Source organism: Chitinimonas violaceus, assembly GCF_052601015.1.
Window position 1 is genome coordinate 68,111 of record NZ_JBQXDJ010000017.1, and the last position, 15,382, is coordinate 83,492.

General features: G+C 52.2%; 15 protein-coding genes and 1 pseudogene. 6 read left to right on the plus strand and 10 right to left on the minus strand.

Going from position 1 to position 15,382, the window contains the following annotated elements; genetic code table 11:
- Positions 1 to 63 precede the first annotated feature (63 nt).
- Both ACUHMQ_RS08335 and ACUHMQ_RS08340 read left to right on the plus strand, forming a co-directional pair.
- Positions 64 to 651 carry an RNA polymerase sigma factor gene (locus tag ACUHMQ_RS08335; RefSeq protein WP_445294993.1) on the plus strand — a complete coding sequence of 196 codons (588 nt, stop codon included), beginning with the start codon at positions 64 to 66 and terminating at the stop codon, positions 649 to 651.
- Positions 648 to 1,721 carry a hypothetical protein gene (locus ACUHMQ_RS08340; protein WP_445294994.1) on the plus strand — a complete coding sequence of 358 codons (1,074 nt, stop codon included), beginning with the start codon at positions 648 to 650 and terminating at the stop codon, positions 1,719 to 1,721. Before ACUHMQ_RS08335 ends, ACUHMQ_RS08340 begins: the two co-directional genes overlap by 4 nt.
- Here ACUHMQ_RS08340 and ACUHMQ_RS08345 read toward each other — a convergent pair.
- The 3 genes from ACUHMQ_RS08345 to ACUHMQ_RS08355 form a co-directional block, all read right to left on the minus strand.
- Positions 1,715 to 2,728, minus strand: a complete 1,014-nt coding sequence (locus ACUHMQ_RS08345; RefSeq protein WP_445294995.1) for a cytochrome d ubiquinol oxidase subunit II — start codon at positions 2,726 to 2,728, stop codon at positions 1,715 to 1,717. The two genes, ACUHMQ_RS08340 and ACUHMQ_RS08345, sit on opposite strands and share 7 nt — an antisense overlap.
- The gene (locus ACUHMQ_RS08350; protein ID WP_445294996.1) at positions 2,725 to 4,086 is read right to left on the minus strand and encodes a cytochrome ubiquinol oxidase subunit I; all 1,362 of its coding nucleotides are present in this window, start codon (positions 4,084 to 4,086) and stop codon (positions 2,725 to 2,727) included. The genes ACUHMQ_RS08345 and ACUHMQ_RS08350 overlap by 4 nt, the downstream gene beginning before the upstream one ends.
- 298 nt (positions 4,087 to 4,384) lie before the next feature.
- Positions 4,385 to 4,966, minus strand: a complete 582-nt coding sequence (locus ACUHMQ_RS08355) for a GbsR/MarR family transcriptional regulator (protein ID WP_445294997.1) — start codon at positions 4,964 to 4,966, stop codon at positions 4,385 to 4,387.
- Between the two features lie 615 nt (positions 4,967 to 5,581).
- On the opposite strand from ACUHMQ_RS08355, the gene ACUHMQ_RS08360 reads away from it, so the two are divergent.
- Complete coding sequence (locus tag ACUHMQ_RS08360) at positions 5,582 to 6,397, plus strand: transporter substrate-binding domain-containing protein (protein ID WP_445294998.1); 816 nt, start codon at positions 5,582 to 5,584, stop codon at positions 6,395 to 6,397.
- A 128-nt stretch (positions 6,398 to 6,525) separates the two neighbouring features.
- A complete protein-coding gene (locus tag ACUHMQ_RS08365) occupies positions 6,526 to 7,254 on the plus strand; it encodes a hypothetical protein (protein ID WP_445294999.1) in 729 nt (242 codons plus the stop codon).
- A gap of 33 nt (positions 7,255 to 7,287) precedes the next feature.
- Here the strand turns inward: ACUHMQ_RS08365 and ACUHMQ_RS08370 are convergent, their stop codons facing one another.
- Positions 7,288 to 8,271: a substrate-binding domain-containing protein gene (locus ACUHMQ_RS08370; protein ID WP_445295000.1), complete on the minus strand. Its 984-nt coding sequence runs from the start codon at positions 8,269 to 8,271 to the stop codon at positions 7,288 to 7,290.
- 173 nt (positions 8,272 to 8,444) lie between these two features.
- Between ACUHMQ_RS08370 and ACUHMQ_RS08375 the strand changes: the two genes are divergently transcribed.
- Both ACUHMQ_RS08375 and ACUHMQ_RS08380 read left to right on the plus strand, forming a co-directional pair.
- The gene (locus tag ACUHMQ_RS08375; RefSeq protein WP_445295001.1) at positions 8,445 to 9,212 is read left to right on the plus strand and encodes a hypothetical protein; all 768 of its coding nucleotides are present in this window, start codon (positions 8,445 to 8,447) and stop codon (positions 9,210 to 9,212) included.
- Between the two features lie 517 nt (positions 9,213 to 9,729).
- Positions 9,730 to 10,203 (plus strand): Lrp/AsnC family transcriptional regulator, encoded by a 474-nt coding sequence (locus ACUHMQ_RS08380; protein ID WP_445295002.1) that lies wholly within the window; start codon positions 9,730 to 9,732, stop codon positions 10,201 to 10,203.
- 158 nt (positions 10,204 to 10,361) lie between these two features.
- Here ACUHMQ_RS08380 and ACUHMQ_RS08385 read toward each other — a convergent pair whose 3' ends face one another.
- The 6 genes and pseudogenes from ACUHMQ_RS08385 to ACUHMQ_RS08410 form a co-directional block, all read right to left on the minus strand.
- A complete protein-coding gene (locus ACUHMQ_RS08385) occupies positions 10,362 to 11,441 on the minus strand; it encodes an MBL fold metallo-hydrolase (protein ID WP_445295003.1) in 1,080 nt (359 codons plus the stop codon).
- Positions 11,442 to 11,622: 181 nt separating this feature from the next.
- Positions 11,623 to 12,420 carry a transporter substrate-binding domain-containing protein gene (locus ACUHMQ_RS08390; RefSeq protein WP_445295004.1) on the minus strand — a complete coding sequence of 266 codons (798 nt, stop codon included), beginning with the start codon at positions 12,418 to 12,420 and terminating at the stop codon, positions 11,623 to 11,625.
- 275 nt (positions 12,421 to 12,695) lie between these two features.
- Positions 12,696 to 13,493 (minus strand): transporter substrate-binding domain-containing protein, encoded by a 798-nt coding sequence (locus tag ACUHMQ_RS08395; protein ID WP_445295005.1) that lies wholly within the window; start codon positions 13,491 to 13,493, stop codon positions 12,696 to 12,698.
- A gap of 272 nt (positions 13,494 to 13,765) precedes the next feature.
- On the minus strand, positions 13,766 to 14,563 hold the full coding sequence (locus ACUHMQ_RS08400; protein WP_445295006.1) for a transporter substrate-binding domain-containing protein: 798 nt from the start codon (positions 14,561 to 14,563) through the stop codon (positions 13,766 to 13,768).
- Between the two features lie 268 nt (positions 14,564 to 14,831).
- Positions 14,832 to 15,092: a type 2 periplasmic-binding domain-containing protein gene (locus ACUHMQ_RS08405; RefSeq protein WP_445295007.1), complete on the minus strand. Its 261-nt coding sequence runs from the start codon at positions 15,090 to 15,092 to the stop codon at positions 14,832 to 14,834.
- Positions 15,093 to 15,220: 128 nt separating this feature from the next.
- Positions 15,221 to 15,382: pseudogene (locus ACUHMQ_RS08410) on the minus strand (IS3 family transposase); the annotation flags it as partial.

Below are 15,382 nucleotides of genomic sequence, written 5' to 3' on the forward strand. Positions count from 1 at the left end.
CTGGTTTTCGTTCGACTGCTGTCACCTCTCGAATCCAAAGTCCTGTTCAGACTCTTAATAACAATGCAAACACTAGGCACGTTGGACGACGAAGCGTTGATGGCATTGATCGCCCTGGGCGAAATTGCAGAACCGGGACGCGAGCTTGTATTGCGGCATCAGCGTGCCTTGTTCAATCGGTTGGCTTATCTGACGCAAGGTGATAGGGATACTGCGGCCGACTTGGCGCAGAAAGTCTGGGAAAAAGTACTGACGAATGCAGGCAGCTATGTGGGCAAGGCGGCATTTAAGACCTATCTGCATACTATTGCGCGCAATACCTTTATCGATTGGTTGCGGGTGGAGCGAAGTCGCCAGCAGATATCGCTGAATCAGGATTGGGACGATGAGACCACGACTGCACCGATTGAGTTGGCCGATGAAGGCCCTCAGCCCGACGCATTGGTGCTGGCAAGTCAGGACACCAGCCGGGTAAGAGAAGCCTTGTACCAGTTGAGCCCGATTTATCGTGAGGCTTTGATACTCCGCTATATGGAGGACATGAGTGTGGAAGAAGTTGCTGAGTTGACCGGCCAAAAGTTGGAGACCACCCGCACCCGTCTGCGCTATGCCAAGACCCAATTACGCACCTTGTTGGAGTCGGAGCGATGACCCAGCATGCTTCTAACGAGATAGCGTGGCGTGAACTGTTGGGGCCGTCCCGCCAATTCACGCAGGATAGCGCCGCTGTCATGCCTGCGGGTCTGGCCGGCTTGCTTGAACAGTTGCATCGCAATGCTGCACCGCTGCGTGAACAGTCGATTGCCAAGTTGAAGGCGGGGGAAATATCACTGCCACCCGCAGCACGCAGCTGGTGGTTGGCTAAACTGGAAGAAACCCAATTGCAAAGCCTGTTGCAACAGGAGGGTTTGCAATTTGATCTGTCACCGGCCTTAAACCATCAAATGGAGGCACTGTTGAACCGACTCGACATGGCAACGCTGAATAAGCCGGCTGTTGTAGCGCGGCCAGCCAAGAAGCAAGGATTTTGGGCTAGGTTGGTCAGCGTGTTTCGGGACTACGACCGTATGGTATTGGCAGGCTTTGCACTTGCTGCGGCGGCATTGTCAGTGGTGCTGGAAGTACAAAACAGTGGCGAGCTGGGTTTGGATGAATCCTGGTCTCCTTCCAGCAGCCACCATATACCGGCAAGTGATGCTATTCCTGCGGGGGGCGCAAGCCGGGCTGAGGCGCAAGTGTCGGGCGATGTTGCTGCATCAAGGCAATCGGGTCACCAGCGCGATATAGCCCATGCAGCACCACGCATTGTCGCAAAGTCGACCCAGCCACAGGCTCCAGCAAAGAAGGTGGTGTCTGCACCTAACGCATCCGGCAATGTGGCGGCCCGTGAAGAAGGGATGGCGCCCCAAGCTGATGCTGTAGCGCCCCCGCCAGCCCCCGCCCCCGCTGCGCCTGTACCGGCTGCTGCTTATGAAAGCGCTGCCCATCAGGCGGAACCGGTACCCCGCTCCAAACTCATGCGCGCACCGGTTGTTGCCCCCCTGGTGGCGGATACGACGGCTGCACAGATTGAAGCGTTGATGAGCCAAGGGGAAGTGCGCCAGGCTCATCTACGCTGGTGTGAACAACGGCAACGCCAGCCGGATCTCGATCAACAGATACGCCCAACCTATCGCGATCAGCTGTTGCAGCTGAGTTGTCCCTCAACGCTGGCTCAGTAGTAGCTGAGCGCTTTCGCCTTACCCCAGAACACCCGGTAAGCAAAAATGGTGTAGGCGATGATGATTGGCAATACGAAGCAGATGCCGATAAACATGATCATCAGAGATTCCGGCGCGCTGGCTGCCTGCCAGATGGTAATGCGTTGCACGACCAGATAGGGGAACAGGCTGTAGGCAAGGCCGTGGAACGCCAGGATGAAGATACCCACGGTACAGGCAAATGGCACCCAGCACCATTTATCCTGTGCGGCGGGCATATGGGCCAGACTGCGATGGATCACCACAAACAGCGCAGCAGTCATCAAGGGAATCGGCGCCAGCAGAAAGGCATTGGGAAACGAGAACCACTTGGCGAAGATTTCCGGGCTGACGATAGGGGTGGCGATAGAGATCGCTGCCACGCCTGCGGCTGTCAGCCATACGCTCTTGCGCGCCCAGCTTACCGCCAGGGTCTGTAATGCTCCCTCGGTTTTCATGATCAACCAAGTCGCGCCCAGCAATGCGTAGCCAGAAGCCAGCGCGAATGCGGTGAACAGGGCAAACATGGCCGATTCCCAGCGCCATTCAAAGCCGACTATGTAAAACCCCAGCATGCCGCCTTGCGCCAGCGTTGCCAGTAGCGACCCGGCATAAAAAGCGCGGTTCCACCAAGGTTTGTGGTGGGCGTGCGCTTTGACCCGAAAGTCGAAGGCGACCCCCCGCAGGATAAGCCCGAACAGCATCAACGCCACCGGCAGGTAGAGTGCGGTAAGAATGACACCGTGGGCAAGTGGGAATGCAACCAGCAGGATGCCGATACCCAAAACCAGCCAGGTTTCGTTGGCATCCCAGAAAGGGCTGATCGACGCGATCATGGTGTCTTTGTCGGCATCGTTGGCGCGGCGAAGCAGAATGCCGACCCCCAGGTCATATCCGTCGAGAATCACATAAGCGAGCATGGAGAGGCCCATCAACGCCATAAAGGCGATAGGCAACCAGCCGGCGGGTGTGGAAAGATCGGGTGTCATATGGCGGTTCCTTCAGCGATAGTCGGCTGGGCGGGGAGGGGTACGGCATCCTTTTCGTTTTTTACCTGTCGGGCTTTGCGGGCCAGGTAGAAGATGACGGAGATGTAGGCGACGATGAGCGCCGTGTAGAGCGCAAGGTAGGCAATCAGCGTTGTAGCAATCATGCTTGCCGGCACTTTGCTGGCAGCTTGCGCAGTGGTGAGTACGCCGTACACGAGATAGGGCTGCCGGCCGATTTCTGTGACGTACCAGCCCGCCAGGGTGGCTACCCAGCCCGAGAAGGTCATGGCGACGAGTATTCTGGCCATCCAAGGTGCCGGTTCACCCCGCCGCCTTAACTGCCAGCTGGATAGCCAACTCGCGGCAAGCATCAGCATGCCTATGCCGACCATCAGGCGGAAACCCCAGAACACGGGCAGCACGGGCGGGTGTTTGCCTTCGAATTCATTGAGCCCCCGTATTTCTCCATTCAAATCGTGAGTGAGGATCAGGCTGGCAATCTTGGGGATACCGATAGCGTATTGATTGCTGCGGGTTTCCTTGTCCGGCAGAGCGAACAGCAGCATGGGCGCGCCACGTTCGGTTTCCCATACCCCTTCCATGGCGGCGACCTTGGCGGGTTGGTGTTGCAGGGTATTCAAGCCATGCTGGTCTCCAACCACGATCTGCAAGGGGATCAACGCGGCGGCGAGATAGATGCCGGTCTTCATTGCTGCCAACACGCTGGGGTCGCGATCGTTACGCAGCCAGCGGTAAGCGGACAAACCTGCCACAAGGAAGGAGACCGTCAAACCCGACGCCAGCAACATATGGGTAAGCCGGTAGGGCATGGAGGGATTGAACAGAATGGCCAGCCAGTCAGTCGCGTGGGCCTTTCCATTGATCATCTCGAACCCGACAGGGGTCTGCATCCAGGAGTTGAGCGACAGGATCCAGAACGCCGATATCGATGTGCCGAAAGCGACGAGAAAGGTTGCCAGCGTGTGCACACGGTTCGACACACGATTGCTGCCGAACAGCATGATGCCGAGAAAGCCTGCTTCCAGAAAAAAGGCAGTCAGCACTTCATAGGCCAGCAGCGGCCCGGCGATATTGCCCACGGTTTCCATATAGCCCGGCCAATTGGTGCCGAATTGGAAACTCATGGTAATGCCGCTGACAACGCCAAGCGCAAAAGTCAGTGCAAAGACCTTCACCCAGAAGCGATAGGCCAGCATCCATTTGGTGTCGCCAGTGCGGTTGTAACGAAGTTTGAAGAACAGCAGCACCCAGCTGAGGGCGATGCTGATGGTGGGGAAGAGAATGTGAAAACTGATATTGGCGCCAAATTGTATGCGCGCCAGCAGCAGGGGGTCCATGATGCTTGCCTCAAGTAAGAACGACGGTTTTGCCTTGCCTGCCAGGTATTTTGAAGGACCGCAGCCAAGTACTAGGAGCGGTGCTTCAAGATGCCCGGCGGGGCGATGACGGCTGATAAAACAAAGCAGGGCGGCAGGGGGACCAGGCGTTTGCGATGTCCCCCCACCGCGTTAGCCTGCATGCCGTCAGCTTGGTTAGAGCCTGTTTTCGACTTTATGCGTAGCTGCGATCAGGGTCATGTGCTGCTCTGCGGCCTGATGACAGCCATTTACGAAAGATCGTAAGCAGGTTCTTAGACTAATCAGTCGTTTTTTGCTCCTCTGATGTTTTGCTGCCCATACCAAGCAACAGGCGGTCTTTGATTTCCAGCAGCTTGGTTACTTTGCCACCTAGCTTCATCAGCTGGGCCAGGGTTTTTGAGTCGAGCTTTTGCACATCGCTGAACCACTCGGTAGTGAGTTCAATCAGATCGTGCATTTCCTTCATACGATCTTGTGCGTGTTTTTCAGCATCGGTGGCCGGTTCCGCCATCAACGCATCACGGAGCATCGACAGCGTAGGGTCGATCTCGCGCTTGCGCCGCTCTTCGGCGAGCGTACGGAAAATAGCCCAGACATCCTCGGGGGCCGAGAAATACTCACGCCGATCCCCCGGCAGATGCTGAAGTTTCACCAGTCGCCAGGACATCAGCTCTTTCATGCCCATGCTGATATTCGAGCGCGAAAAACCCAGCGCTTCGGCCATCTCGTCAGCATTCAATGGGCGCTCAGATATAAACAGCAGGGCATAGATCTGGCCTACTGTACGGTTGATACCCCATCGGCTGCCCATTTCACCGAAGTGCAGCACAAAGGTCTGGACGAGTGGTGACATAGTCATTGCATTTCCTGAATTTTCAGTAATTCTTGAAATATCTTAACTTACATCAAACCGAATGTGAATATATTGATGTAGGCGGATGGAGTGACAAGGGTCGGAGAGGCTGAGAGGTACTGTTTCGTAGGGGTGCTAAGCCATTGGTTCCCGCCTTGGGGAGTGAAGAGCCTGGTTAGAACTGGTTTACGATCTTGCTGCGTAGCCATGATCAGGGCTTCTGCAGCTGCTCGAGACAGATCTCTGTAACAAGCGCTTAAGAGCCATTAACAAAACCCTTCTGGCGTTGTTGTGTAAGCTTGCCGTAGCCACCTGTCTACGCTTGCGTGCCTAGCCAGAATCACTTAGCTGGGTTTTGTGAGCGACTCTAAGATTGGGTGAAATAGGTTGCGATAATAGTGATGTATTTCTTGGGGAATGACCGGATAGTGAATTTTTATATTCCAGTATTAAAGTCACCCCAATTAATGTAAAGGCTTGATTGCTTGCTGGGGAAAATCGCAATGCGACTTCCTCCAATGGGGCTTACCGCAGCTAGCACAATGCCTAATATCTAACAGTAAGGACACGGGCATATAATCGCAGATTGTAATCTGCTGTCTTTGCTTTGGATAATTAGTGATGAAGTTGAACATTATATTTTCGGCCTTACTTGGCCTGTTGTCATTAAGTGCTGCAGTTGCTGATGATTTGGATGAAATTAAAAAGCGCGGTACCTTGGTTGTAGGTGTAAAGAAAGCCACACCACCATTTGGTGAATATAATCCGAAGAGTAAAACCATTTCTGGCTATGACGTGGATTTTGCCATGGCGATTGCTAAACAGCTGGGAGTGAAAATCGTTGTAAAAGGTTTGGAGCCGGCACAGCGTATCCCCAGTTTGCAAAATAAAGAAGTGGACATGATTATTGCTACGCTGACTAAGACTCCGGAGCGTGAAAAAATCGTTGATTTTAGTCATGGTTATTTTGTTACATGGCAGAAGTTTGTTACGCCTGTTGGTCGAGTAAAGAAGATTGAAGATCTCTCAGATAAAACAATTGGCACGGTTACAAGCTCTACAACAGAGAAGCAGTTATACCGTGAAATACCAGGTGTAAATGTCGTTCTGTTTTCGGATCATGACAAAGCCTTTGCGGCACTCAGTAAGGGTATGTTGGACGCGGTAAGCGCGGAAGAGCCGATTCTTGCTGGTCTGTTGAACAAGATGCCTAACAAGGAAAAGTTTGAAATCCCAAATCTGAGTCTTTCGTTCGAGGTGTTCGGTATTGCTGTACGCAAGACTGAGCACAAAGAGGAAAAGCGTTTACTGAAGGAAGTGAATAAAACCATTGTTAGTATGGAAAAATCGGGTGAAGCCAGCCAGATTTTCTCGCGGTGGTTTGGGCCGGATTCAAAAGCACCAATAATCCGTATGTTCCAGATCAGTGCCAAATAAGTTAGATATGCATCTTTAGTGATCTTTTCTTGAGTAGTTGTAAAGCCTGTTAATGATCTTTTTCCGAAAACAGATCATTAACAGGCTTTTTGTATGGGAAGCAGGTACAACGCATAAGGAGTAGATATATGACAATTGGGCAGCCATTTAATCAGCAGTTCAAGGCTGGCGATGTGATATATGGCATCAGCCAGGCTAGAGCACCTTATGTGAATTCGTTACCTGCCGGTGTGGCGCACCATTTGCGATCCGTGGGCCAATTCTTGATTTGCGATGAATTCAATAACCGGACATTTGGTCGGGTTCCTGTACAAGATTTTGGTGTGGGCGAGCCGCCGAGCACTAAAAACAACATCAATGCTAACTTGGCTCATCATAAGCAAGTGGATTATTTGAGCCCATTGCAAAAGGCAGCCTTGCAGGAATACTACGATGCGTTAAAGGGGACGCGTTATGCACCGCTTGAGGCAGTGAAAACACAAATCAGCACGCTGCTGCAAAAAGGGAACCAGAATACTGAGGATATTATCTTCAGACGAGCATGTAAGTTTGGTCTGCAATTTGTTATCCAGCAACGGCGGGGGACTGTCCATTTTGCATTGGATGTGCCACCCCAGTTCGGTATACCCGGTAATCGTATCGACAGTCTGGATGTAGTAACCCGTGAGCAACATGCTGGACATGTCCCTATCACCACTTCTGAATTGCGTTGCTGTTATCGCAATCGTAAAGACTGGGTGCCAAGCGGACGACTGAAGTTTTATTTCCAGTTACAGGAAGTCAACCCACCTTGGGTGGATGATCCCGCTGTCTGGGCAATATACGAAGCGCATCGTATCCAAAAGGGGAAGGTTTGATACAGCAGGCTCAAGCTGGCGGTGTTTCCCTGTTTATCGATTGCCTTTCAAGATCACATTTGCTTGTGATATCCGCTCGGGGATTTTTTCACCATTGGCCAGTTTATTCAGGTTTTGATAAGCCAGCCTTCCCATCTGGTCGAAGTTGAGCGACACATAGCCTTGTACCAGTTGGTCATCTATCAACGCTCGCTTTTCAGGTGAGATTGCGCCGACCGCCACGATAACAATGGGTTTCCCTGTTTTGGGGTCGGCAGTAGCCGATACCATCATGGTGCGAAAGGCACTTTCGTCCACAATGGGCCAATGCCCCACGGCAATCAAGACATCAATCTTGGGGTTGAGTACCGCCATCTTGGTCTGTCTGATCGCGAGCTGATCGTCGTCATTGGTATACGACGGGCTATCGCTGGCTTCAGTCCAGCCATTTATGCCGTTCAACGGCTGATTTTTTGGATGGGCGCTGTTACCACTCAGCTCCTGGCGTGCGCCAGTCATGCGATCGGTAAGGTTCGGGTTTTGCCGGCCAAGGTGTTGGCCACCGGTCATGAACGATACCGTGCCGCCGTGGGGTAGGAATTGTTTGGCGAGTTTGGCCAAATCACGACCAATCTCGAAGTTATCGGGGCCGATATAGCTTGTTCGGAATTTGCTGTGCTTGGGTTCGAAATCTGAATCGAAGGTCACAACTGGAATATGTTTCGCCACGATTGCCGGCATGACCTTGTCCGCGAGCCAGTCTGAATTGGTTACCGATACGGCGATACCATTCAAGGGTTGGGCGGCAGCCTTGGACAAGGCATCACCTTGCTTGCGGAAGTGCTCGGGTCCTTGCTCGCCGATATTGATTGCTCGGTCGTCATTCTTACGTGCTTCGTCTTCAAATCCATGAAACGCGGTAGCGAAGTTGGGGTCATCGATGCTTTTGCCGGCGAAGCCAAATACCCTCCCTTGAGCCAGGGTGGGCATGGCGGCTGTCAGCATGAATATCAGTGCCAGGAAGGTGGTTTGTTTCATTCAAGATTCTCCCTTCATGGCATGGCGCAGATTGAATAAATTCATTCTAGGTTGAGTACGCAGGAGGGATGAAATCAACAGCCTCAACCTATTAAGCCCTGACCGTTTGTCACAGTCGTCTAAAGTGTGTGGAATGCCTAACCGATAAGTCGAACAACAAGGGGGAATCCGTCATGAATATCAATGTCTCCAATACATCCTTGCCCGCGATGCTTAACAGCGCAGCGAATACTGACCAACGTACGGTGGCTCAGCGTCAGCAGGGGGGGCAGGGTAAATCCCCGCTTTCGCTCGACAAGCTGGAAAATTTGGTCAGCAAGCGCATTGAGCAGCTCAACAACAGCATGACGGATATGGCGCAAAAGCTCGTGAAAGGCTTTACCAGCTTTCTGCTAGGCGACGCAGCAGAGGGGGCGCAAATCCGCTTTGAGGACGCATCACTCGCCAGCGAATCGCGCTTTGGCGCAGTCAGCTTGAGCCAGCAAGACGAAAATGGCCAAGTGCAAGCGGCAGGATTCAGCTTGCAGGAAGCCAGCATCTTCAAAGGCAAAGGTGTAATAACGACGGCCGATGGCCGCAGTTTTGCGTTTGAAATGGAAATCCGTTACAGCGCTTCAATCGAATCTGCTGCAGTAACGCAAAATCGTAACAGTCAGGTTCAAGACCAAGCAGCAGAGCAAGGCGACTACAGCTTGCCGGATTTCACCGAATTTGCAGGAACGGCGGCAGATTTGTTCGACCGTTTGAGCAATGAACCAGTACGCATGCCATTCCAGATTCAACAGCCAGATCTGACCGATGCCGAGGCGTCTCCGCTAATTGGCGACCTCGCGCTACGCCTGCTTGGCTTGCCGGGTGGCGACCGCTATCTCGATCTGTTGCCACAACAGACAACTAGCGATGATAAGCAGAAAGCTGGCAAGGTGGACTTGCTCGCCTGAGGAACGGTTTATGATCTGAATACCCTATCGCTTTAGCCTTTTGTGTTGTACCCCTTACCCGTACTGGTTGCTTAGTACGGGTTTTATTTTGCTGGCAAGGGTCGTTTTCTTGCTTCCTTTCGGGCAGTCAATCAGCACCAGTCGCGCCGAGTGTTACCCAAGCCAGTCGTGAGTGGACCGGCAATGCTGGTGGTGGTCGGGTAGGACCTCCAACTTTCCCTTAAGCCTGTTCAAAGTCTGCAGCCCATCAGCAATACAGCCCTTCGGTATGCCCGCTTGCTACTTGCAAACGTGGCTTACTCAGGTGTTACTGCTTGTATTGCGCTAGCTTGCGAGACTTTGAACAGGTTCTTTTCCGCTTGTGGCTGAAGGCCGCTGTAGAGAGCAAGAAAACGTAGGGAAAATATAACGGCCTATTTGCTGAATAGGCTTTCGATTTGATTGGTGTTCAGGGTCTTGTTTGGAAGATTGTTCTTTCTTGCCTTAATATTAAGGAACAATATTCAAGGAATAGACTGTGAGCGCCAAGAACCGTCCATTGGACAACCAGGATCGCAAGATACTGCGTGAGCTACAGAAGAATGCACGCCTTAGTAATGCAGAACTGGCCGAACTGGTGGGTTTGTCTACCACCGCTTGTTGGAATCGCACACGTCAGCTGGAGACGGAAGGGTATATCTGTGGCTATGTGGCCTTGCTCGACCAGCAGAAGCTGGGCATGGCCGATACAGTATTGCTGGAGGTCACGTTGGACAGGCACGAGGACGATGCTCTGACACGTTTTGGTGAAGAGCTGGCGGCATTGCCCGAAGTATTGGAGGCGTATCTCGTATCAGGCGAGTATGACTACCTAGTCAAAGTGGCTGTAGATGGTACAGCTGGCTACGAGCGTTTTCTGCGCGAAAAGTTGTACCGCATTGCCGGCATTCGGCACAGCCGGTCAATGTTTGCACTGCGCTGCATGAAATTTTCTGCCTCTGTGCAGGCTTGATGTAGGAAGTGGGGGCGTGATCCCAATAGCGCAGCAGACTTTGAACAGGTTTTAAGAGAATTTGTGAGGTCTGCTGCGCGTCAGCAATACAGTGTTGGAAACCCCCTCGGAGTCCTTATCTACTACTTGTAGGCTCAGGCTTCCTTGGCTGTTCGTACTTACTGAGTAAACAGTCGCCGTGTTTCTCCCATGGCGTACAGCACAAAGTCCTTTTCTGCCAAACCAGCCTGTTGCTTGGCTTTCGCCAAGTCATGTATTGGCTGTTCCAGTGGCTCGTCGGTCAGTTCGAATGTTCCCCAATGTATCCCCATGGATTGTTTGGCGCGAATGTCTTTGTGGATTTGCACAGCTTCAACAGGGTCAACATGTTGGGCACGCATGAACCAGCGTGGCTCATAAGCGCCGACCGGGATCATGGCGAAGTCGATGTTGCCAAAGCGCTGGCCAATGTCGAGGAAGTCTTTCGAATAGCCCGTATCGCCGGCAAAGTAGAGCTTGCGGCCGGCGTGTTCGAGGACATAGCCACCCCATAGCGTCGTGTTTTCGTCCCCCGCAAGATTCCGTTTGCTCCAATGTTGGGCAGGTACCAGATTAACGACAACCTCGCCTTGCGGACTCTGCAGCGTTGTATGCTGCCACCAATCCAGCTTTTGTATGGTTTGGACTCCCTGATCCCGCAACAACCGGTCTATACCCAGCGGCACGATGAATTGAGGTGGCCCGCCAGCTTGTGTGTTCAACGCAATAATGGTGGGAAGGTCAAGATGATCGTAGTGGTTATGGGATACCAGTACGGCGTCGATATGCGGCAGTTCCGCCAGCGTGACGGGTAGGGGAACCTTACGGTCTGGGCCGGCAAAGGAAACCGGCGAGGCGCGTTCTGAGAAAATCGGGTCAGTCAGGATATTTAGCCCACCCAACTGCAGCAACACGGTGGCATGACCTATCCAGGTGGCAGTTGCGTTCTGCCGGTTTTGCGCTAAGTAGGCGATATCGGGCTTTGCTCGGGGTATCTGGTCCAACTTGTGCGTCACTTCATGCCTGGTCCAACGCCCCCATTGCCATTTCAGAAAAGCGCTGAAGCCGGGTCGTGTGAACGGATAGTTGTTTTTAAAGCCCGTGGTAGTGTGGTGCGGTTTGCTAGGGTCGTAATCGGGATTGCTGGGGGTGTCGTCGGCAAATGCGCTAAGGGCAAGTACGCCGGCTAACAGGTTGGCGACAAAAATCGGAAAGGACATGGGGGCGGACAGGCTTAGTTGGCGTAGGGAAAGAGAGTTGAATTGGGGGTGCAATGGTGACTATGTTTTTAGTAGTAAACGAAAAGCCCCCAAATTGGAGGCTTCTCGTGCTGTGCAATAACAGTATATGGCCGGTTCAAGCGTTACGCATCGTCGTATACCCAGGCTGTGCGGGTTTGGTTCAACCCTGAATCTTGAATAAGCGCAACTGTGGTACGGCTGAGTCCTGGCCAAAGTACTTTTCATAAATCTGAATCGCATCGCCAGTTTTCTCCGACTCGATCAATGCGTCGTTGACCGTCTTTTGCAGGCGTTTCTCGCCTTTGCGCATACCCATGGCGAAAATCTCAACACCCAAGGGGATATCGTCAAGTACAACTAGGCCAGAATTTGGCATCTTGACGAGACTCCCTTTGAGGATGGTTGCGGGCCCTGCCACGGCATCGCACCCACCAGCTTGTAAAGTGGTGAATGCTTGCGAGATACCAGCGGCGGGTACTGGCGTCGCCTTGGGCAGGTTGTCTGCCAGCCAGTGGTCTGTTGTGGTGCCATTGGCGTAACAAATCTTGGCGCTGTTAAATTGAGCTAGATTGTTGAATCGCCCAGATTTGGCCGCAAATTTCTGCACCGCGACGAAATAACCCAAGCTGAATTCGAGGACTTTTTCCCGCTCTGGCGTCTTTGCCAGTGCTGCAATGACGATGTCGATCTTGCCGTCCTGTAGTGCTGTGATCCGGTCGGCGGGTGCGATGGGTTTGAACACGGGCTTAACGCCCAGCTTTTTGGCGATGAGCTGCCCAAATGCTACGTCATAGCCAGTAACTGTCCCCGACGCTTTATCATAAAAGCCGAAAGGTGGGGCTTCAGAACGTACGCCGATACTGATCTCACCTTTACTCTGAATTTTGTCCAAATCATCCGCCACAGCCGAAAACGCGGTAAGACATGCTGCAGCGAAAATAGCGATCCTGCTCTTCATTACGGTTACTCCCCAGTTTGGTGAACACGGTTTTAGGTAGGAATACAAAGCCGACCTGGCCTACGTGTGTCAGCTTGGTTATCTCACCAAGGCTTGGCCTCCCCTGGAGTGCGTTGAATACCTGGGCGTTTTATCGCGTAGTCATGAGCCAGGTATCTTTTACTGAGCACACTGTAACGGCATTTCCCACTTACATCTGTTCACAACCGATGTGAACAGATGTTTAGGGAAAAATATATTTGTAGTACCTGTCGGGTAGCATGCACGTACGCCGATCAGCCTTGAATCTTGAATACGCGTAGCTGGGGTACAGCAGTATGTTGGCCGAAATATTGTTCATAGATTCGTACGGCTTCGCCGGTTTTTTCAGACTCGATCAGGGCTTCGTTGACGGACTTTTGCAGGCGCTTTTCACCTTTGCGCATACCCATGGCGAAAATCTCAACCCCCAAAGGAATGTCGTCAAGTACAACTAGACCAGAGTTGGGTATTTTGGCGAGATTACCTTTGAGGATGGTCGCCGGTCCTGCCACAGCATCACATCCTCCCTCTGTCAACGTTCTGAATGCGACTGAGTAGACTGAGGTAGATATTGGAATGGCTTTGGGCAAGTTATCAGCCAGCCAGCTATCCGTCGTGGTACCTTGTGCATAGCAGATCTTTGCACCATTGAATTGGCTTAGATTGTTGAACCGCCCGGGTTTGGCTGCGAATTTCTGTACTGCGACAAAGTAACCCAGGCTGAATTCGAGCGTCTTTTCCCGATCTGGCGTTTTTGCCAATGCCGCAATAACGATATCGATGCGGCCTTCCTTTAGTGCTGGAATGCGTTCTGCCGCTGTAATGGGCTTGAACACAGGCTTAACCCCCAACTGTTTGGCGATGTACTGCCCAAACGCCACATCGTAGCCGGTAACTGTCCCTGCCGCTTTATCATAAAAGCTAAATGGAGGGGCTTCTTGGCGTACACCAATGGTGATCTCACCTTTGCTTTTAATCTTATCCAAATCATCCGCCATGGCCGAAAAAGCAGTAATACCTACTGCGGCGAAAATAGCGATCCTGCTCTTCATTACTGTTACTCCCTGCTTGGTAAACACGATTCAGGTAAGAACACAAAGCTGATTTGCCTGCGTACGTCAGCTTGGTTATCTCACCAAGGCTTGGCCTCCCCTGGATGCATCTCGAATACCTGGACCTTGTTGCTTAGTCATGAGCCAGGCTTCTTACTTGGCATCCTGCCGTTTCATTTCCCACAGACAACGGTTCGCAATATTTTTCATGAACAGGTGCTAGGGACAAACTTATTGTTAGTACTAAATCAGGTGACTTGTCGATTTACCTTTCAGCCTTGAATCTTGAATACGCGTAGCTGAGGTACAGCAGTATGCGGACCGAAATATTGGTCGTAGATGCGTACGGCCTCACCGGTCTTTTCAGACTCGATCAGGGCTTCGTTGACGGACTTTTGCAGGCGTTTTTCACCTTTGCGCATACCCATGGCGAAAATCTCGAGACCCAATGGGATGTCGTCCAGTACAACCAGACCGGAGTTAGGTATTTTGGCGAGATTTCCTTTGAGGATGGTCGCCAACCCTCCCACAGCGTCACACCCGCCTTCATTTAATGTTTTGAATGCAACTGAGTAGACTGAAGTAGGTATTGGAATGGCCTTGGGCAGGTTGTCTGCCAGCCAGCTGTCTGTTGTAGTCCCTTGGGCGTAACAAATCTTTGCGCCGTTGAATTGGTCTAGATTGGTGAATCGTCCGGGCTTGGCAGCGAACTTTTGTACCGCGACAAAGTAACCCAGGCTGAATTCGAGCGTCTTTTCCCGTTCTGGCGTCTTTGCCAGAGCGGCAATGACGATATCGATGCGGCTTTCTTTCAGCGCAGGAATGCGCTCTGCTGCGGTAATGGGTTTGAACACAGGCTTAACCCCCAACTGTCTGGCGATGTACTGTCCAAACGCCACGTCGTAGCCGGTTACTGTTTTTGTTGCTTTATCATAAAAGCTGAATGGCGGAGCCTCTTGGCGTACGCCGATAGTGATCTCACCTTTGCTTTTAATCTTATCCAAATCATCCGCCATGGCCGGAAAGGCCGTAATACCTACCGTGGCGAAAATAGCGATCCTGCTCTTCATTACGGTTACTCCCCTGCTTGGTAAACAAGATTCAGGTAAGAACATAAAACCGACTTAGCTTGCGTTCGTCAGTTTGGTTGCCTTACCAAGGCTTGCCTCCTCTGGGTGCGCTTGAATACCTAGACCTTGTTGCTCGGTCATAAATCAGGTTTCTTTATTTGGCACCCTGTAGTTTCCTTTCCCCAGATACCGGTTCACAACGCGCGTGAACTGGCGCTTAAGGATGAACTTTTTAAGTACTTAAACAGGTGACTTGCGGGTATGCCGATCAGCCTTGGATCTTGAATACGCGTGGCTGGGGCACAGCGGTATGTTGGCCGAAGTATTGGTTGTAGATTCGTACGGCTTCACCGGATTTCTCAGACTCAATCAGCGCGTCATTGACGGCTTTTTGCAGCCCCTTCTCACCTTTGCGCATACCCATGGCGAAAATTTCCATGCCGAGAGAAATGTCGTCCAGCACGGTAATGCCACCTCTGCCCGGCAACTTGGCGATGTTGCCTTTCAAAATAGTGGCTGGGCCTAACACGGCATCACATTTGCCGCTTTGCAGAGAGCTGAAGGCATCCGGATAGTCGACTACGGATACAGGGGCCGCCTTGGGGAGGTTATCCGCTATCCAACTGAATCCCCCCGGTTTTCGTGGAGGCTCAGTTGTTAGAGACAGGCGAACTGTGCCTGCTCGTTTAGCTGTCGGTAATAAGCTGTCTCCGCTTCTGCTGGTGGCACGTAGCCGATTGAGCTTAGTAACCGATGGTGGTTGTACCACGCAACCCACTCCAACGTGGCCAGTTCGACCGCTTCCCGCGTTTTCCAGGA

Excerpts from the sequence above, each read along its gene's own strand:
- ACUHMQ_RS08335 (WP_445294993.1), top strand. The coding sequence starts at position 64 with ATGCAAACACTAGGCACGTTGGACGACGAAGCGTTGATGGCATTGATC.
- ACUHMQ_RS08360 (WP_445294998.1), top strand. The coding sequence starts at position 5,582 with ATGAAGTTGAACATTATATTTTCGGCCTTACTTGGCCTGTTGTCATTA.
- ACUHMQ_RS08395 (WP_445295005.1), bottom strand. The coding sequence starts at position 13,493 with ATGAAGAGCAGGATCGCTATTTTCGCCGCAGTAGGTATTACTGCTTTT.
- ACUHMQ_RS08400 (WP_445295006.1), bottom strand. The coding sequence starts at position 14,563 with ATGAAGAGCAGGATCGCTATTTTCGCCACGGTAGGTATTACGGCCTTT.
- ACUHMQ_RS08355 (WP_445294997.1), bottom strand. The coding sequence starts at position 4,966 with ATGACTATGTCACCACTCGTCCAGACCTTTGTGCTGCACTTCGGTGAA.
- ACUHMQ_RS08385 (WP_445295003.1), bottom strand. The coding sequence starts at position 11,441 with ATGTCCTTTCCGATTTTTGTCGCCAACCTGTTAGCCGGCGTACTTGCC.
- ACUHMQ_RS08370 (WP_445295000.1), bottom strand. The coding sequence starts at position 8,271 with ATGAAACAAACCACCTTCCTGGCACTGATATTCATGCTGACAGCCGCC.
- ACUHMQ_RS08340 (WP_445294994.1), top strand. The coding sequence starts at position 648 with ATGACCCAGCATGCTTCTAACGAGATAGCGTGGCGTGAACTGTTGGGG.
- ACUHMQ_RS08375 (WP_445295001.1), top strand. The coding sequence starts at position 8,445 with ATGAATATCAATGTCTCCAATACATCCTTGCCCGCGATGCTTAACAGC.
- ACUHMQ_RS08390 (WP_445295004.1), bottom strand. The coding sequence starts at position 12,420 with ATGAAGAGCAGGATCGCTATTTTCGCTGCAGCATGTCTTACCGCGTTT.
- ACUHMQ_RS08365 (WP_445294999.1), top strand. The coding sequence starts at position 6,526 with ATGACAATTGGGCAGCCATTTAATCAGCAGTTCAAGGCTGGCGATGTG.
- ACUHMQ_RS08350 (WP_445294996.1), bottom strand. The coding sequence starts at position 4,086 with ATGGACCCCCTGCTGCTGGCGCGCATACAATTTGGCGCCAATATCAGT.
- ACUHMQ_RS08345 (WP_445294995.1), bottom strand. The coding sequence starts at position 2,728 with ATGACACCCGATCTTTCCACACCCGCCGGCTGGTTGCCTATCGCCTTT.